14 protein-coding genes are annotated in these 16,532 nt (G+C 42.7%); 9 read left to right on the top strand and 5 right to left on the bottom strand.

Features of this window, described 5'->3' with window-relative positions; genetic code table 11:
* Positions 1-6 precede the first annotated feature (6 nt).
* The 4 genes from lgt (at position 7) to ACQ76V_RS03360 (ending at position 5,834) form a co-directional block, all read left to right on the top strand.
* Positions 7-837, top strand: a complete 831-nt coding sequence (lgt, locus tag ACQ76V_RS03375) for a prolipoprotein diacylglyceryl transferase (RefSeq protein ID WP_440999067.1) — start codon at positions 7-9, stop codon at positions 835-837.
* Between the two features lie 19 nt (positions 838-856).
* Positions 857-2,599, top strand: a complete 1,743-nt coding sequence (locus tag ACQ76V_RS03370) for a phospho-sugar mutase (protein ID WP_440999066.1) — start codon at positions 857-859, stop codon at positions 2,597-2,599.
* A 158-nt stretch (positions 2,600-2,757) separates the two neighbouring features.
* A complete protein-coding gene (locus ACQ76V_RS03365; RefSeq protein WP_440999065.1) occupies positions 2,758-3,510 on the top strand; it encodes a ZIP family metal transporter in 753 nt (250 codons plus the stop codon).
* Positions 3,511-3,599: 89 nt separating this feature from the next.
* Entirely contained in the window at positions 3,600-5,834 is a 2,235-nt protein-coding gene (locus ACQ76V_RS03360) for a S9 family peptidase (protein WP_440999064.1), read from the top strand.
* Positions 5,835-5,914: 80 nt separating this feature from the next.
* Here the strand turns inward: ACQ76V_RS03360 and ACQ76V_RS03355 are convergent, their stop codons facing one another.
* Complete coding sequence (locus ACQ76V_RS03355) at positions 5,915-6,826, bottom strand: mechanosensitive ion channel family protein (protein WP_440999063.1); 912 nt, start codon at positions 6,824-6,826, stop codon at positions 5,915-5,917.
* A gap of 231 nt (positions 6,827-7,057) precedes the next feature.
* Here ACQ76V_RS03355 and ACQ76V_RS03350 point away from each other — a divergent pair, with 231 nt between their 5' ends.
* Together ACQ76V_RS03350 and rlmN are read left to right on the top strand one after the other, a co-directional pair.
* Complete coding sequence (locus ACQ76V_RS03350) at positions 7,058-7,486, top strand: OsmC family protein (RefSeq protein ID WP_440999062.1); 429 nt, start codon at positions 7,058-7,060, stop codon at positions 7,484-7,486.
* Positions 7,487-7,621: 135 nt separating this feature from the next.
* On the top strand, positions 7,622-8,737 hold the full coding sequence (gene rlmN / locus ACQ76V_RS03345; protein ID WP_440999061.1) for a 23S rRNA (adenine(2503)-C(2))-methyltransferase RlmN: 1,116 nt from the start codon (positions 7,622-7,624) through the stop codon (positions 8,735-8,737).
* Here rlmN and lepB read toward each other — a convergent pair.
* From lepB to ACQ76V_RS03325, 4 genes are all read right to left on the bottom strand, one after another.
* Entirely contained in the window at positions 8,734-9,831 is a 1,098-nt protein-coding gene (lepB, locus tag ACQ76V_RS03340) for a signal peptidase I (protein ID WP_440999060.1), read from the bottom strand. The genes rlmN and lepB overlap by 4 nt on opposite strands.
* Before the next feature lie 23 nt (positions 9,832-9,854).
* Positions 9,855-10,469, bottom strand: coding sequence for a hypothetical protein (locus ACQ76V_RS03335; RefSeq protein WP_440999059.1), 615 nt, complete (start codon positions 10,467-10,469; stop codon positions 9,855-9,857).
* Positions 10,470-10,498: 29 nt separating this feature from the next.
* Positions 10,499-12,313, bottom strand: coding sequence for a translation elongation factor 4 (lepA, locus tag ACQ76V_RS03330; protein WP_440999058.1), 1,815 nt, complete (start codon positions 12,311-12,313; stop codon positions 10,499-10,501).
* 169 nt (positions 12,314-12,482) lie between these two features.
* On the bottom strand, positions 12,483-12,758 hold the full coding sequence (locus tag ACQ76V_RS03325; protein ID WP_440999057.1) for a YkoF family thiamine/hydroxymethylpyrimidine-binding protein: 276 nt from the start codon (positions 12,756-12,758) through the stop codon (positions 12,483-12,485).
* Positions 12,759-13,180: 422 nt separating this feature from the next.
* On the opposite strand from ACQ76V_RS03325, the gene ACQ76V_RS03320 reads away from it, so the two are divergent.
* The 3 genes from ACQ76V_RS03320 to hisD all read left to right on the top strand — a co-directional run bounded on the left by ACQ76V_RS03320 (position 13,181) and on the right by hisD (position 16,530).
* The gene (locus ACQ76V_RS03320; RefSeq protein WP_440999056.1) at positions 13,181-14,011 is read left to right on the top strand and encodes a DUF4382 domain-containing protein; all 831 of its coding nucleotides are present in this window, start codon (positions 13,181-13,183) and stop codon (positions 14,009-14,011) included.
* 339 nt (positions 14,012-14,350) lie between these two features.
* Positions 14,351-15,232 (top strand): ATP phosphoribosyltransferase, encoded by an 882-nt coding sequence (hisG, locus tag ACQ76V_RS03315; protein ID WP_440999055.1) that lies wholly within the window; start codon positions 14,351-14,353, stop codon positions 15,230-15,232.
* A 2-nt stretch (positions 15,233-15,234) separates the two neighbouring features.
* Positions 15,235-16,530, top strand: coding sequence for a histidinol dehydrogenase (gene hisD, locus ACQ76V_RS03310; RefSeq protein ID WP_440999054.1), 1,296 nt, complete (start codon positions 15,235-15,237; stop codon positions 16,528-16,530).
* Positions 16,531-16,532: the final 2 nt, after the last annotated feature.

The raw sequence follows: 16,532 nt of genomic DNA, 5'->3' as shown, positions 1-16,532 counted from the left end.
TATTACATGAGCTTATTACTTTTAGCAAATGATTTCTTTACATGGTCCGCCGATCCGGTGGCGTTTAGCCTTGGACCACTCGAACCGCGTTGGTACGGGGTGCTTTTTGCCAGTTCATTTTTGGTGGGATTTTGGTTAACACGCAAAATGTTTCTCCATGCCGGCCGCGACCCAGAAGAAGTGGATCAACTGCTCACCTACGTTTTAATCGGAACTGTAGTGGGCGCCCGATTGGGACACGTGCTGTTTTATGATCCCGCCTTTTATTTACGTTATCCTTCTGAAATTTTAAAAATATGGCATGGCGGACTGGCCAGTCATGGAGCGGCCATCGGGATCATTATTGCCATGTACCTCTTTACCAAGAAATTTAGGGATATGAATTTTCTCTGGCTGGCCGACCGCGTGGTGGTCGTAGTAGCTATTGCCGGAGCATTCATCCGAACCGGTAACTTTATGAATTCTGAAATTGTCGGTCAACCTACCGAAGTACCCTGGGCAGTTATTTTTACCCGGGTTGACATGCTGCCACGTCATCCAACTCAAATCTATGAAGCCCTGCTTTGTATCCTTGTTTTTGGAATCCTTTGGAAAGTATATCACGCTTACAAAACGAATCCGCCAGAAGGTTCTCTTTTTGCACTGTTTTTAGCCACACTTTTTTCCGGACGTTTTCTACTCGAATTCACCAAAATGGAGCAAGCCGCCTTTGCTGCCGACTGGGTTTTTAATATGGGGCAATGGCTCAGCATCCCGCTTATTGCTATCGGTATGTGGCTGATGATCAAAAAAGTAACCTGGAGCCAAGAAACAGCCGTTAAATCACAAGAAAATTAATTCATCAACTATCGAAATTATGAAATCGTTAGACCCACAAATAAAACAAAAAGTTGACAACTGGCTGAACGGTAACTACGATGAAGAGACAAAAGCTGCAATTACAAAAAAGCTTGACAATCAAGAATATCAGGAACTGACGGACGCCTTTTACAAGGATCTGGAATTTGGAACCGGGGGGCTGCGCGGCATCATGGGAGTAGGATCTAACCGCGTCAACAAGTACACCTTTGGGATGGCTACACAGGGATTCAGCAACTTTTTGAAAAAGAATTATCCCGATGAACAGATAAAAATTGCTATTGCTCATGACTGCCGCAACAACTCGGAGGAATTGGCTCAAGTTGTAGCCGATGTATTTTCTGCTAACGGCATTTACGTGTACCTGTTTGAAGGGTTACGGCCAACTCCCGAATTGTCATTCGCCATTCGCGAACTGGATTGTCACGGCGGCGTTATGCTGACCGCTTCCCATAATCCCAAAGAATATAACGGTTACAAGGCATACGATGAGCACGGCTGTCAACTGGTGGCTCCACAGGATAAAGAAGTAATGGAGGAGGTCCAGCAGATCGAAAACATCGATGATGTGTCCTTTGAAGGGGTTCCCGAAAATATTGAAAGCATCGGCAAAGAAATTGACGAGAAATATCTGGATGCTTTGATGGATGTCTCGCTGTCCCGAGAAGCAATAAACCGTCAGAACGATCTGAGTATTGTCTTTTCGCCCATTCACGGTACTTCTGGCGTGATGGTTCCGCCTGCCCTGACGCGATACGGCTTCAAGAATGTAACACTCGTCGAAGAGCAAATGACCTACGATGGTGACTTTCCCACGGTAGAGTATCCCAATCCGGAGGAGAAAGAAGCGCTAACCATGGCGCTAAACAAAGCCAAAGAAATCGATGCTGAACTGGTAATGGCTACTGATCCTGATGCTGATCGCGTGGGTATTGCCATTAAAGACCATCACGATGAATGGGTCTTGCTCAACGGCAATCAAACGGGTTCGCTAATCATCAACTATGTGCTTAATGCCTGGAAAGAAGCTGACAAGCTTCATGGTAATGAATATATCGTCAAAACAATTGTCACGTCTTATCTCATTGATTCTATTGCTGAGCATTACGGCGTGGAGTGTTACAATACGTTGACCGGCTTTAAATACATTGGTGAGCTCATGACCAAACTGGAAGGAAAAAAACAATTTATTGCCGGCGGTGAGGAAAGTTACGGATATCTTATTGGAGATCATGTCCGTGATAAAGATGCCATTGTCTCTTCAGTCATTATTGCTGAAATGGCCGCCTATTATAAAGATAAGGGAAGCAGTCTTTTTGATGCCCTGCTGGATATCTACCTGCAGCACGGTTATTATCGGGAAAAACTGGTATCTGTTTATAAACGCGGTCGCGAAGGTGCTGAGGAAATCCAAAAGATGCTGAAAAGTTATCGTGAGGATCCGCCCAAAGAACTAGCCGGATCGGATGTGGTGGTTATCAAAGATTACAAAACCCAAGTATCCAAAAATGTAAAATCAGGCCAAACAGAAGAAATTAATCTGCCTGAATCTAACGTTCTGCAATTTGTTACTGAAGATGGAACAATGGTGACAGTCCGTCCATCAGGTACTGAGCCTAAAATCAAATTTTATTGCAGCGTTAATACCGAACTTTCAAATCGCACTGGTTTTGATAAAAAAACCAACGACCTGGAAGACAAGATGAATACGATTATCCACGAGTTAACCGAGGAAAATTAATACTCTTTAAACCGTTTTCTGAGTGATATGTAACCTCTAAGGGGTTACTTATCACTCATTACTTTTTACCACTATTTAATTCAATTCTAAATTTTTTGTAAGTAGTGGATTAACCGTGATCACTCTGTATATTCCCGAGCATTAACAACAAAGGAACTATGAGTGATCTATTACAACAGCCCGCATTTGATGTATTTATCTATGCCCTCATAACGGCAGTAGCAACGGGTTTGGGCGCCCTTCCTTTTTTCTTTTTTAAGAATTTAACCCGGAATTGGTTGGGTATCTCCAATGCCATTGCTTCCGGCTTGATGATTGCAGCAAGTTTTGGACTTATCTATGAAGGAATAACCCACGATCTCTGGTTTACTTTTTACGGCATCCTCATAGGTCTCTCTTTTATAATTGGCAGCGAAAAATTACTCAGCAGGTACGACGATCAGTTTTCTATAAAAAACATCGACAATACCGACAGCACAAAAATGCTGCTTATTGTTGGTATTATGACGATCCACTCGTTTACTGAGGGGGTAAGCGTAGGCGTGTCTTTCAGTGGCGGATTAGATCTGGGATTATTTATTACGACTGCCATTGCCGTACACAATATTCCAGAAGGGTTAGCAATCAGCCTTGTACTTATACCGCGGGGAACCTCTCCCCTTAAAGCAGCATGGTGGAGCATTTTTTCGAGCCTGCCCCAACCATTGATGGCTGTTCCTGCCTTTTTGTTTGTTGAAGTATTTAAAACCTATCTGCCCATGGGGCTTGGTTTTGCCGCCGGGGCTATGATATGGATGGTCTTTGCTGAACTAATCCCCGACGCAATGGAAGACAGCGACACCTCTACCATCGCAACTACTATCACCATTTCCATCGCACTTATGATTATATTTCAGGTTTTAATAGAATAGTAGATTAAAATTTTAATATGTTATGAATTTAGATCATTGATTTTTCAATACTTAAAAAGTCCTTTTCTCTAAAATAGATATTCAAAAAAATGAAATATTCATTCTCTTTCTTTTTTAAAACGTTGGCTCTCGGCATGTTGGTGGGAGCGTTTATACTTCAGCAACCTACTTTGGCTCAGGAGAAACAGCGCTATTCCAGCGTAAAAGAAGCCCTCTCTAAAAGTAGTCAACTTAGCGGTTCCAGCGGTCCCAGAAATGTCAACTGGATTGATGACGGCAACCGATACTCGTATATGCAATACAATGAAGAAACGGAAAATATGGAAATACGGGCGTATGATCCGGCTTCAAAAGAAGACGAACTTATCTTCAACAGTGCGAATCATACATTTCCCTCATCCGATTCTACGTTCGAATATTCGTCATTTCAGTGGTCGGATGATTCAAAATATTTAGTATTTCAATCCAATTTCCGACCTGTCTATCGCCGTTCGGGTATTTCTGATTACTACCTTTACTCTGTTGCTGATGGATCACTGAGCCTTCTTGTTGAGGATGCCCGCACAGCAGAACTTTCTCCCGATGGAAGTAAAATTGGATATGAACGCGATGGCGATCTGTTTGTTTACCATCTGGAAACTCAGCAAGAAACACAGCTTACCAACAGTGCAAAAGAATATTTTTATAACGGACGCTTTGGCTGGGTTTATGAAGAAGAATTCGGGCTGGCTCAGGCATGGTCATGGTCACCCGACAGCAAAAAGATTGCCTATTGGCAAACTGATGAACGGAATGTGAATATTTTTAAAATGACCGACTATTCCGGACAGCACCCCGAATACGAGAAGATCCCCTATCCTAAAGTAGGTGACGAAAATCCCAAGGTGAAAATCGGGGTAGTAAATGTAGAGTCCGGCCAACAACAATGGATGGATACCCCCGCTGAGGGCTATATCCCACGAATTTATTGGACAGCCAAAGAAAATAAGCTGGCTACCGTACATTTAAACAGAGCTCAAAATCATCTGAAGCTATTTTTTAATGATATCAACAGCGGTGAGCGGCGGCTGGTTATGGAAGAACAGTCTGATGTCTGGATTGATGTATTCGACTTCTTTGCGGGTATTAATCACCTTTTCTTTTTCCCAAAAGACAGTGAGGAGTTTTTCTGGATTTCCGACCGAAATGGATGGAGCCATATTTATCGCTTTGGTTATGATGGTACCGTTAAAAACCAAGTCACCAAAGGAAAATGGGAAGTAACCTACGTTCACACTGTGGATTATCGCAATAATAGAATCTATTACACTTCTACGGAAGATTCACCACTGGAACGACACCTGTACTCGGTCAACTTTAGCGGCCGTAATAAAACCAAGCATACCCAGGCTAAAGGAACACACGATATTAGCATGGGCTCTAATAGCAGATATTTTATCGATCGTTATTCAAATACCTCAACGCCCACACAAGTGGAACTCTGGAGTACTACGAACGGAAAGTTAGAAGTGCTTGAGAATAATGAATCGGTAAACGCTTTTACGGAAAAGCACGTATATGCTCCGCGTGAATTATTTTCTTTTACAACTTCCGACGGCCAACAATTAGACGGCTATATGATCAAACCGATCGATTTTGATCCTGACAAAACATATCCGCTGGTCCTCAATATTTATGGAGGACCCAGTGCTCAAGGTGTATATAACAGCTGGGAATCCGGAGGATGGAATCAATACCTGGCGCAGGAAGGCTATGTAGTAGTAAATGTAAATAATCGAGGAAGCGGTGGATATGGTTCAGAGTTTGAAAAGATTGTTTATAAGCAACTCGGAAAATGGGAAGCCAATGATTTTGTAGAAACGGCACAGTTTATGGCCGACAAAAATTGGGTAGATGGACGCAGAATGGCTATGCGTGGACACAGTTATGGTGGCTACATGACGACCTATACCCTGTTTACCCATCCCGACGTATTTAAGATCGGTATTGCTACCGCACCCGTTACCGACTGGCGATTGTACGACAGCATTTACACCGAACGCTATATGGGACTGCTCGAAAATAATGAAGAGGGCTACAAGCAAAGCTCATCCATAACTCATGCTCAAAACCTAAAAGGTCATCTTTTACTTTCCCATTCAACAATGGATGAGAATGTGCACGTACAAAATACCATGCAACTTATGACCCAACTTACCGGAAATGGGCAAGAGGTGGATTTACAGATCTATCCACCGGGCGCACACGGAGTGGCCTTTAATACCGCCAGCTACTACTTGTTATACACTTCGTATGTGGATTATCTAAATCGTCACTTTAAATAGTGTTCATTCAAATTTTGAACAAAAAAGGCCGAGCTTAATACTCGGCCTTTTTTTATTAGTTATTTCCTCAGCTAAAACTATTACGATTGCTCACGATTACCCAGCATCGTATTTAGCTTTTCGCCGCCCCGAATACCAAAATCAAGTGTACGAATGGGGAACGGAATCATAATATCATTTTCATCAAACGCTTTAGTAATAGCAATAATAGCATCGCTTCGCGCTGACCAAAAATCGGGATTATTCTCAAAATTTACCCAAAATCGGATTTTAAAATTAATGGAACTGCCACCGAACTCGTCATAATAAAACTCAATACCCTTATCGGCATTATAGTTATCCAACCCTTTCACCGCTTCAATAGCAACATCCTTTGCTTTCTCCAAGTCATCACCGTATGAAACTCCACAAGATAGATCAATACGCCGAAGGCCACTGCTCGTAAAATTTTCCAGTGGATTTTCAAAAACACTCTTGTTGGGAATATATACAATCTGTCCCTGCGGTGTGCGAACTATGGTATTTCTTAAATTCATCTTCTGTACTTTACCGTAAAATCCGTTGGTCTCTATAATATCACCAATACCAAACGGGTGACGGATAGATAAAATAATTCCTGAAATAAAATTTGAGGCAATATCCTGAAATGCAAAACCTAAGGCCAAACCAATAATACCAGCACCGGCAAGGAGCGACGTTACCGCACCGTCAAGCTTAAGAATACTTAAGGCAATAAAAACCCCGATACCAATTACAAGGACGCCCACTACGGTTTCCAGCAAATTAATGATAGTTTTATTGCTGGTCGTCTTTTCCAGCATATGTTTTACCCCCTTGCGCACGAGGCGACCCAATACAAAGAATACAATTAAAATTAACAACGCTACCACAAGGTTTGGCAGCATCGCAATGGTTGTCTCCAACCAATTCATTAATTTCTCGGAGAGTGTGCTGTACACATCCACAAATTCCGCTTCCATTTCTTGATTCATCCGTGATAAAATATTTTGTAATTAACTATTATTACTCTGATTTAAATGATGAAAATTAAATACAAAATAAAATCGTTCATTTAAATAATTATTCCCTTTCTACGACCTATTTCATGCCTTTTTAACTGCATAAATAGTTGTTAATAAAATTTATAATGCTCTGCAGGAATGAGAGCAATACTTTCACTGTTTATTATCTGTAACAAAAGTTTAACCAAACATTATTTTATTATGCCTACACGCAAAGCAAAAGCAAGTTGGAACGGGGATCTCAAAAATGGTAATGGAAGCATGTCGTTCGGCAGCGGAGCCTATAAAGGTTCCTATACATTCAAATCCCGGTTTAAAGATGGTACAGGCACCAATCCTGAAGAACTGATCGGTGCTGCCCACGCAGGGTGCTTTTCCATGGCACTTTCTGCTGACTTAGCCGAAGCGGGATATGCTCCCGAAGCCGTAACTACCAATGCTGATGTGGCCCTCGAAATGGTAGATGGTGATCCGGCGATTACAACTATTACTCTAAATGTAACAGCCAATATTCCCGATATCGATGACGGTGAATTTCAGAAATTTGCCGAAGGTGCCAAGAAAAATTGTCCGGTTTCAAAGGCACTGGCCGGCGTTAATATTGTGCTCAATGCAACGCTTGAAAATTAATCTACTATTTGGCCAATAATCATTTTCGGGGATGCTTTTGTGGCATCCCCTTTTTTTCTTGATGATCATATTACAACTAAAAAATCATTGCCCTTTGTTTAACAAACCTGCTGTAGGATTTGTATCTTTGGGATTATGACTACTACACAAACTGATATCGACGAAAAAACCAACCTGAAAAGTTTAACCAAAGAAGAACTACAGGAGTTTACCGAGGATTTGGGACTTCAATCATTTCGCAGTGACCAGCTATTCCAATGGCTCTACCAAAAAGGAGTGCACAGTTTTGATGAAATGACTAATCTCTCCAAAGATTTGCGCAACCGCCTTAAAGAAATAGCTACTGTTCCCACGATTGAACATGTTACCCAGCAGGAATCCAAAGACGGTACCATTAAGTTTCTTTTTAAGCTTCAAGGCGAAGAAGACCATAAGGTTGAAGCTGTACTTATTCCCGATTTTTATGAAGATGGAGCCGCTAATCGTCTTACGGTTTGTGTATCATCACAGGTAGGATGCGTATTCGGATGTTCATTTTGCGCGACCGGCAAGATGGGCTTCTTCCGGAGTTTAACACACGGCGAAATCGTTGATCAGGTACAATATATTGACGAGCTCTGCGAAAAACGATTTGGCAAAGGCATCACCAATATTGTATACATGGGGATGGGAGAACCACTCCATAACTATGAATCAGTTGTCAATTCAGCCAACATCATAACGGATGAGCTTAGCATTGGTCTTTCGCCTAAGCGGATTACGGTTTCCACGGTGGGTCTGACCAAACAGATCAAGCAGCTGGCTGATGAGCGTCAGCCTTTTAACCTGGCCATCTCGCTGCATGCTGCCAACGATGAAAAACGTGACGAGATTATGCCTATCAATAATTCAATGGGTCTCGACAAGTTGAAGGAAGCTGTTCAACATTATTACAACAAGCTACACCGCCCTATCACTTACGAATATCTGTTATTTGATGAATTTAATGATAGTCCCGAAGATGCACAGCAACTCGCTGATATTGTACAGTGGGTGCCCAGTAAAGTGAATATTATTATGTACAATGATGTAGCCGGGGTAGCACTCAAACGAGCCCGTGAGCGGCGACTGGATGCATTTATGCAGGAACTCGTATCACGCGATGTGACAGCTACCGTTCGGCGAAGTCGCGGTGACGATATTGACGCAGGGTGCGGACAGCTTGCCATCAAAGAAGGTCAGCCAATGGGCAAAACCATCCGCAAAAATTAATCGTGGATAAAGTTTAGGAGACGACCAAAACGCGGCAGCATGCGTTCGCTATCCCAGGAGAAATAAATCATACCCGCTTTACCTACGATATGGGTCTGAGGGACAAAACCCCAAAAACGACTATCCTCACTGTCATCTCTGTTATCTCCCATCATAAAGTAATAATCCTGCTGAATCGTGTATTCATTTGCAGGCTCTCCATTAATAACGAATTGATCGCCCTCTCGTTCTACATTATTCCCTTCGTAACGAGTAATAATATTTTCGTAGATGTGATAGTTTTCAGCCGTTAGCTTAACAGTTTGTCCTTCAAAGGGAATTACAACGGGCGGAATGTGATGGTGGTTATTAAAACCAGATGAAAAGCTAAAACCGCGACGGTTAAACTCATTGAAATCATCCGGTAAAACGAACAAGTCTATATTATTGACCTCTGGCCACTCGCTCATTTTTTCGGCGACGCCCTGGGTCATCATAACGCGGTATGAACCTTGATTTTGTGACCCTATAAGCCTACCGCCGGCTGCCTCAACTTTCGCAGGACTTAGCCGCACACGTTCGCGAACCGAAACAACGTATGTTCGCTGAATACCCTCGAACTGCTGTGCTTTTTCTCCGTTAATAAAAAGTTCCGCATCATCAACAGTCAGCGTATCCCCCGGCATACCCACTGCGCGTTTAATATAACTTGTTTTGGCAGCCACCGGATCTAAATCAATAGGGTAGTTAAATACAACAATGTCATTGCGTTCAACTTCGCTCAATCCGGGTAACCGTGTCCACGGTAATACCGCGCCGGGCATGTAAATATTGGTAAACGGCACCCCCAATACCATGGGCGTTCGAGGACCATAACTGATTTTAGAGACAATAAGAAAGTCTCCCGTCAATAGGGATTTCTCCATGGAAGGCGTGGGGATTCGGTAAGCCTCAAATAAAAAAGCACGAATTATTATTGCTGCCACTGCTGCAAAAAGCAGGGCGTCCATCCATTCCCGAAGCCAGCTTTTAGCTTCTTCGTTTTCTTTCCCTTTTCGCCGTTGTCTTTTAGATCGCCGTTCTTTACGCTCTTCTTCTGATAATTGATCTGCCAATGTTACTCCTAATTATTAATAAATTAATCGATGCTCATTCCTGGCGGTGAGTCAATTTCTTCGTTTCTAAACTTTCCGTCTTCATATTTAACAATATACCACTGTTCTTTTTCCGGGGAATAAAAGTAATCTTTATACTCACCAAAGTCCTCTACTGCCATCAGCTTTCGCACAAATTCCCGTTTAATTTGCGGCATTAAATCCACGTATTTGCTTGCGCCGCCATATGTTAATCCGCTTCCGAATGGCCCGTTCCAGTCTAAGACCATTAAAGGGATACTGTCATTAACCATAAACCAATATTCAAATTGAATAGCTTTGCCGGGTCTAAAATTGTCCTTATTAATCAGATCTTCGAGGGTTTGCGTGGGATTACCAAATTGCGCTTGTAACCGAGCTCTTATTTCATTGGTTTGCCGGTCATCAAGTTTGGTGTCTTCGTATAATCCTTGACCGGTTAAGCTAATATTTTGGGTTTGGCGCTCAAATTGCGCTCGGTTTTCTTTGGTAATTTTTTCAAATTCGGCCGCCTCAAACTGAGCAAAAGCCGGTAAAGATGTTAGGCTTAATAAAATGATTACCATTCCAGTAATCATTTTCAAAAAAGAGAAGCCTGTAGCTCGTTTAACTGAATCCAAAAAAGTCTTATTCATTATCTTCTATTACATTAGTTATTATTGTCTTCGTCCATAGAGAGTACCGCCAAAAATGCTTCCTGGGGTATTTCAACAGTTCCCACCTGCTTCATACGCTTTTTCCCTTCTTTCTGTTTCTCAAGGAGTTTACGTTTTCGTGAAACATCACCGCCGTAGCATTTAGCCGTCACATCTTTTCGGATAGCCGGAATCGTCTCACGGGCAATAACATTATTACCGATAGCTGCCTGGATGGGCACCTCAAACTGGTGACGATCGATAAGTTCTTTCAACTTCTTGCATAACTTTCGTCCCAAATCATAGGCTTTATCCCTGTGAACAATACTCGATAACGCATCAACCGGCTCTTTATTTAATAAAATATCCAATCGAACCAGATCACCCTCACGATATTCCAAAAACTCATAGTCAAGCGATGCATAACCTCGAGTTCCGCTCTTTAGTCGATCGTAAAAGTCGAAAACCACTTCAGCCATGGGCAGTTCGTACTTGATTTCTACGCGCTGACTCTGCATATGGATCTGATTCACATATTTGCCACGCTTTTCCTGGCAGAGAGTCATTACCGGACCAATATAATCCGATGGTGTTAAAATACTGGCCTTGATATAGGGTTCATAAACCGCATCCACTTTGGCGGGGTCGGGCATATCACTGGGATTATCAACCAGCACCTTTTTCTGCTCCCCTCGTTCGGTTATATGTACCTCATATTCCACATTGGGAACCGTAGTAATAATATCAATATTAAACTCACGATCGAGACGCTCCTGCACAATTTCCATGTGCAGCATGCCCAAAAATCCGGCTCGGAATCCAAATCCAAGCGCCTCCGATGTCTCCGGCTGATAGGTCAGCGAAGCATCATTAAGCTGAAGCTTTTCCAACGCCGATCGCAGATCCTCAAAATCATCCGACTGCGTGGGAAATAAACCACTAAAAACCATCGGCTTCGGCTCCTGGTATCCGGGGATCGGGTTGTCAGCGGGATTATCTGTTCGCGTAACCGTATCACCCACCCGTGCATCCTGCAACGACTTTACGCTACCAACAATATATCCTACATCGCCGGCCTCCAGCTTATCGGTCTTTTCTTTTTCGAGTTTTAAAAATCCTATTTCCTCGGCCTCGTATTCCTTATCTGTGGCCATAAATCGGATGCCATCACCTTTATTAAGGGTTCCTTGCATCACTCTAACATACACGATGGAACCTCGGTAACTGTTAAACACAGAATCAAAAATGAGAGCCTTTAATGGCTTTTCGGTTTCTTGTTCCGGTGAGGGAATACGTTTAACAATAGCCTCCAGCAACTCATCAACCCCTTCCCCGGTTTTGGCCGACACTTTCAAAATTTCATCGTGCGTGCATCCAATAAGATCTACAATCTGTTGTCCTACTCCTTCAACATCCGCACTCGGCAGATCAATCTTGTTAAGTACCGGAATAATTTCCAGATCCTGATCGATCGCCTGGTAGAGCGTAGAGATCGTTTGAGCCTCTATGCCCTGGGCGGCATCCACTACCAGCAACACCCCTTCGCATGCTTTTAATGCACGAGAAACCTCGTAGGAAAAATCCACGTGACCCGGAGTGTCAATCAAATTAAAAATCACATTTTCGCCATTGGGTCGTTCATAATCCATCCTGATGGCGTGGCTCTTAATCGTGATGCCGCGCTCCCGTTCCAAATCCATATCATCGAGAATCTGCTCTTGCATTTCGCGCTCGGTGATAGCACCGGTACGCTCCAAGAGTCGATCTGCGAGCGTGGATTTACCGTGATCAATATGGGCAATAATACTAAAGTTGCGAATCTGGGTCATAAAGATGTGCTTGCAGCACTATTTTAGCTTGCTCAAAAGAACGGTAAAGATACAAAAATGACGATGGCATTGCATAAAATATTCGTTTCAGGACTATAAAAAATTATTCATAAAAAAACCCAATACCGGCCAGGTATTGGGAATCTCAGTGTTAAAATAATATTAAGAATTACGCTTCCGGAATATCAAGGGGATGCTCTTCTTCAGACTCCGGACTCAACAGCTCAACATGAAAACGGAACTCTTCCTTTTCTATGGTCATTGTATTATACATCTCGCGGATCAGTTCAAAAACAACCTCCGTTTCACCGCGCACACTCGTTGACATATAATTTACATCTACCTCAACATCATGCTGGGCCACCAGCTCAAGCAAGTAGTTAATACTCTCTCGCGGATCAGAAGCTTTTAGTGGAATGTACGTAAATTGGGCAGTTGTAATCATAATATGATATCTGTTATCTGTTTCAATTATTGGGTTGTAAGAATAGCCTTTTAGCAATAATACTTCAATCAATACATCATATAATTTTATCCTGCATTTAGTTCCTCAAATAATATCAGAAATACCGGAACATCGACCTGTTTTTGCCCTTTAAATAAGGCTAATTAGATATATCAGAAACACAGATTCATGCATAAGAGAATTGTTCATAATCCCATCATTCAATTTACGTTATTTACCTTAATGCTCATTGTGTTTGTTGCTGCCATATCAGCATAGTTTTATGCTGCAGGAATTTACAGTTTGCCCCGTACCCCATTTAAGCACCCCAAAATGCGATAATCATCAATGAAACATTTTCCTGTAAAATGATCTTTAAATAACGTAATGAACAAAAATTAACCAAAATCTATTACTCAATTATGAAACAGATATCGCTACTACTCTCAATATTTTTTGCATTGTTTGTTGGCTTTACAGCCTGCGACAGCACTAACTCTGACGCCGGCACCGGAACCATGGAAGTCACCATGACCGACGCCCCGGCCAATTACGATTCAGTAAATGTTACCATTAACAGTGTCCGGGTTCATAAAAATACGGATGCCGAAACCGATAGCACAGAATCAGACGAAGAGGCTGAAGAAGATGGATGGACTACCATCACCGACGAGCAGATGAAAGTAAATCTGTTGGAGCTGACAAATGGTAATCAGGTAATGCTGGGTTCCGAAGAACTTGAGACGGGAACCTATTCACAGGTTCGTTTCATCCTTGGTGACGATAACACTGTTACTGTGGATGGAGAAACTTATGACTTGCAAACGCCCAGTGCACAACAGTCTGGTTTAAAACTGAATGTTAATACAGAAATAGAAGAAAATACGACCTACACCCTTCTGGTTGATTTTGATGCTGCACGTTCTATCGTTCAGCAAGGCAATGGTGGATATCTTTTAAAACCCGTATTACGTGCGGTTAACTTAGCCGAAGCGGGTTCAATTGCCGGCAATGTGCAACCATCTGATTTTAACACAAATGTAATGGCAATACAGGAAGATGATACCATAACAACGACAATTACTGCTGACAATGGTGATTTCAAAATTATGGGACTTGCCGAAGGTACCTATAATGTCACTTTTGATCCTGACAGTGATCAATATGCTGATTCAACGGTGACGGATGTTGCAGTAACCGCCGGTGAAGAAACCGTAGTCGATGATATGCAGCTGGAAGAAACTTCAAACTGATCCCATTCATTTACCTCTCAAGGTAAAATGAACAGTCACAGGCTCTTGCCTCTCGGCAAGGGCCTTTTCTTTTGGAATGATTTTCTAAGCCCTCCGGTTAAATGTCTTCACTATCGTAGTGTTCTGTCTAACCAAATTCCAAAATTTGATTGTGGAAGAATTCTTTAAAAATCTTATCTTTGACCTGATGCAAAAACAAAGCCTATTTATATCCTTCCATTCTCATCTCCATCATGGCGGTTGGCACCGTCAATAGCATCCCTTTATGTAGCTGAGGCTACATCATCTTCCCCACATTTTTAAAACAGTTTTCCCAAAAAATTTCAAGAATTATTTGTTATGCAACGCACTGCTGACTCTACAACTTCTTTACGTATTGCTATTCAAAAGTCCGGTCGGCTGACCGACAAAACCATCGACTTACTCAAAGGTATTGGCCTTCGTTTTGATGACTACAAACGGAACCTGCTTGTCAAATGCCGAAACTTCGACGTTGAGCTTCTACTGATCCGTGATGACGACATTCCTGAATATGTACAGGATGGGGTTTGCGATCTCGGCTTTGTTGGCGCTAATGAGACACAAGAAAAAGAGGCTGATGTCACCGTTCTCCGTGGTCTTGATTACGGAGTGTGCCGCCTCTCACTGGCAGCACGCAAAAATGGTGAAATTCAGTCTGTATCAGACTTTGCAGGCAAATCCATAGCCACAAGCTATCCCAACATAACACGTTCGTTTTTTAAGGAACGCGACATTGATGTTGAAATCGTCTCTATTTCGGGAGCCGTAGAAATTGCTCCCCGTCTTGAAGTTGCCGATGCAATTTGTGACTTGGTTTCGACCGGGAATACGCTCAAAGCCAACGGACTTGAGGAGGTGGAAATCATTCTTGAATCAGAAACTGAGCTAATCCGAACCAACAAAAAACTATCGCCCGGCAAAAAGCAGCTGATCGAAAAGTTCTTACAACGCATGGATGGCCACCAACAGGCCGAGCGCAGCCGTTATATTATGATGAACGCTCCGGAGGAAGCGGTTCCCAAGATCAAAGAGATTATTCCTTCCCTTAAAAGTCCTACCGTAATGCCGCTTGCCGACAACGGCATGGTTGCCATACATACGGTCATTCCCATTGATGAATTCTGGATTGTGATGGAAAAGCTCAAAGCGGAAGGCGCCAGTGGCATTGTTATACTTCCCATCGAAAGTATGATATTATAAATATGAAAACATATAACTATAACGACTTATCGGATAATCAGCTCAAGGCGCTTATCCAGCGCCCCAAAATGGATTTCCAATCTATATTCGGGCAGGTTGACCCCATCATCCAAAAGGTAAAACAAGATGGCGATACGGGCATTAACTATTTTACGCAACAATTCGATGGGGTAACCCCTGACCCGCTCGTAATCAATCCGGCCAACCAAGAAGTGTCTATTAAAAGTGATATCAAAGAGTCCATCGATACCGCCTTTGATAACATTTATCGCTTTCACGAAGCACAGCTACCAAACTCGCTCGAAGTAGAAACAATGTCCGGCGTGCAATGCAAACGGGTTACTCGACCCATTCAACGTGTGGGATTATATGTTCCGGGCGGTACGGCCATCCTCCCCTCAACCCTGATGATGCTTGGCATTCCCGCAATGCTGGCCGGATCTACAACAATTGTGATAGCAACGCCCCCCAACAAGGACGGTACCATCGCAGATGAAATCCTGTATATCGCTCAAAAGATCGGGGTAACCCATCTTTTAAAAGCAGGAGGCGCACAAGCGGTAGCGGGAATGGCTATGGGTACAGAAACCGTCCCAAAAGTGGATAAAATATTTGGTCCCGGTAATCAATATGTTACGGCTGCAAAAATGATGTTGCAAAACAGCGACGCCCAAATTGCTATTGATATGCCAGCTGGACCGTCAGAAGTACTGGTTATTGCAGATGAATCCGCTAATCCTGCATATGTAGCCGCCGACCTGCTATCACAGGCTGAACATGGAGAAGACAGCCAGGTTGTGTTAGTGGCAACCCCTGATTTTAAGTTGGATCAGTGTAGGCAGGAGATTAATCGCCAACTTGCAGAACTTCCACGCCAACAAGTTGCCCAAAAAGCGATCAAGCAAAGTTTTATCCTCACGGTAGATACCCTTGAGGACGGTTTTGCATTTTCGAATCAATATGCCCCGGAACACCTGATCATACAATGCGAAAAGCCCGAGCAATACGAAGATCAAATTATGAATGCGGGATCGGTATTTCTGGGGAAATGGACTCCAGAAAGTGCCGGCGACTACGCTTCGGGTACCAACCACACGCTTCCCACTTACGGCTATGCAAGAATGTTTAGTGGTGTTTCATTAGATTCTTTTCTAAAGCAGATCACCATGCAGCAAATTTCGGAAGAAGGCTTAAAAAATGTGGGCCCTACCATTGAAAGACTGGCAGAATTGGAAAAACTGGAAGCTCATAAAAATGCCGTTTCTATCCGCCTAAAAGATATTAATCAAAACACTTAATA

The organism is Fodinibius sp. SL11 (assembly GCF_052060035.1).
GTDB lineage: Bacteria > Bacteroidota > Rhodothermia > Balneolales > Balneolaceae > Fodinibius.
The sequence above is the reverse complement of the archived record's forward strand: the minus strand, read 5'-3'. Positions and strand labels throughout refer to the sequence as shown.

Excerpts from the sequence above, each read along its gene's own strand:
- hisG (WP_440999055.1), top strand. The coding sequence starts at position 14,351 with ATGCAACGCACTGCTGACTCTACAACTTCTTTACGTATTGCTATTCAA.
- ACQ76V_RS03350 (WP_440999062.1), top strand. The coding sequence starts at position 7,058 with ATGCCTACACGCAAAGCAAAAGCAAGTTGGAACGGGGATCTCAAAAAT.
- ACQ76V_RS03370 (WP_440999066.1), top strand. The coding sequence starts at position 857 with ATGAAATCGTTAGACCCACAAATAAAACAAAAAGTTGACAACTGGCTG.
- hisD (WP_440999054.1), top strand. The coding sequence starts at position 15,235 with ATGAAAACATATAACTATAACGACTTATCGGATAATCAGCTCAAGGCG.
- ACQ76V_RS03355 (WP_440999063.1), bottom strand. The coding sequence starts at position 6,826 with ATGAATCAAGAAATGGAAGCGGAATTTGTGGATGTGTACAGCACACTC.
- rlmN (WP_440999061.1), top strand. The coding sequence starts at position 7,622 with ATGACTACTACACAAACTGATATCGACGAAAAAACCAACCTGAAAAGT.
- ACQ76V_RS03360 (WP_440999064.1), top strand. The coding sequence starts at position 3,600 with ATGAAATATTCATTCTCTTTCTTTTTTAAAACGTTGGCTCTCGGCATG.
- ACQ76V_RS03325 (WP_440999057.1), bottom strand. The coding sequence starts at position 12,758 with ATGATTACAACTGCCCAATTTACGTACATTCCACTAAAAGCTTCTGAT.
- ACQ76V_RS03320 (WP_440999056.1), top strand. The coding sequence starts at position 13,181 with ATGAAACAGATATCGCTACTACTCTCAATATTTTTTGCATTGTTTGTT.
- lepA (WP_440999058.1), bottom strand. The coding sequence starts at position 12,313 with ATGACCCAGATTCGCAACTTTAGTATTATTGCCCATATTGATCACGGT.
- ACQ76V_RS03365 (WP_440999065.1), top strand. The coding sequence starts at position 2,758 with ATGAGTGATCTATTACAACAGCCCGCATTTGATGTATTTATCTATGCC.
- lgt (WP_440999067.1), top strand. The coding sequence starts at position 7 with ATGAGCTTATTACTTTTAGCAAATGATTTCTTTACATGGTCCGCCGAT.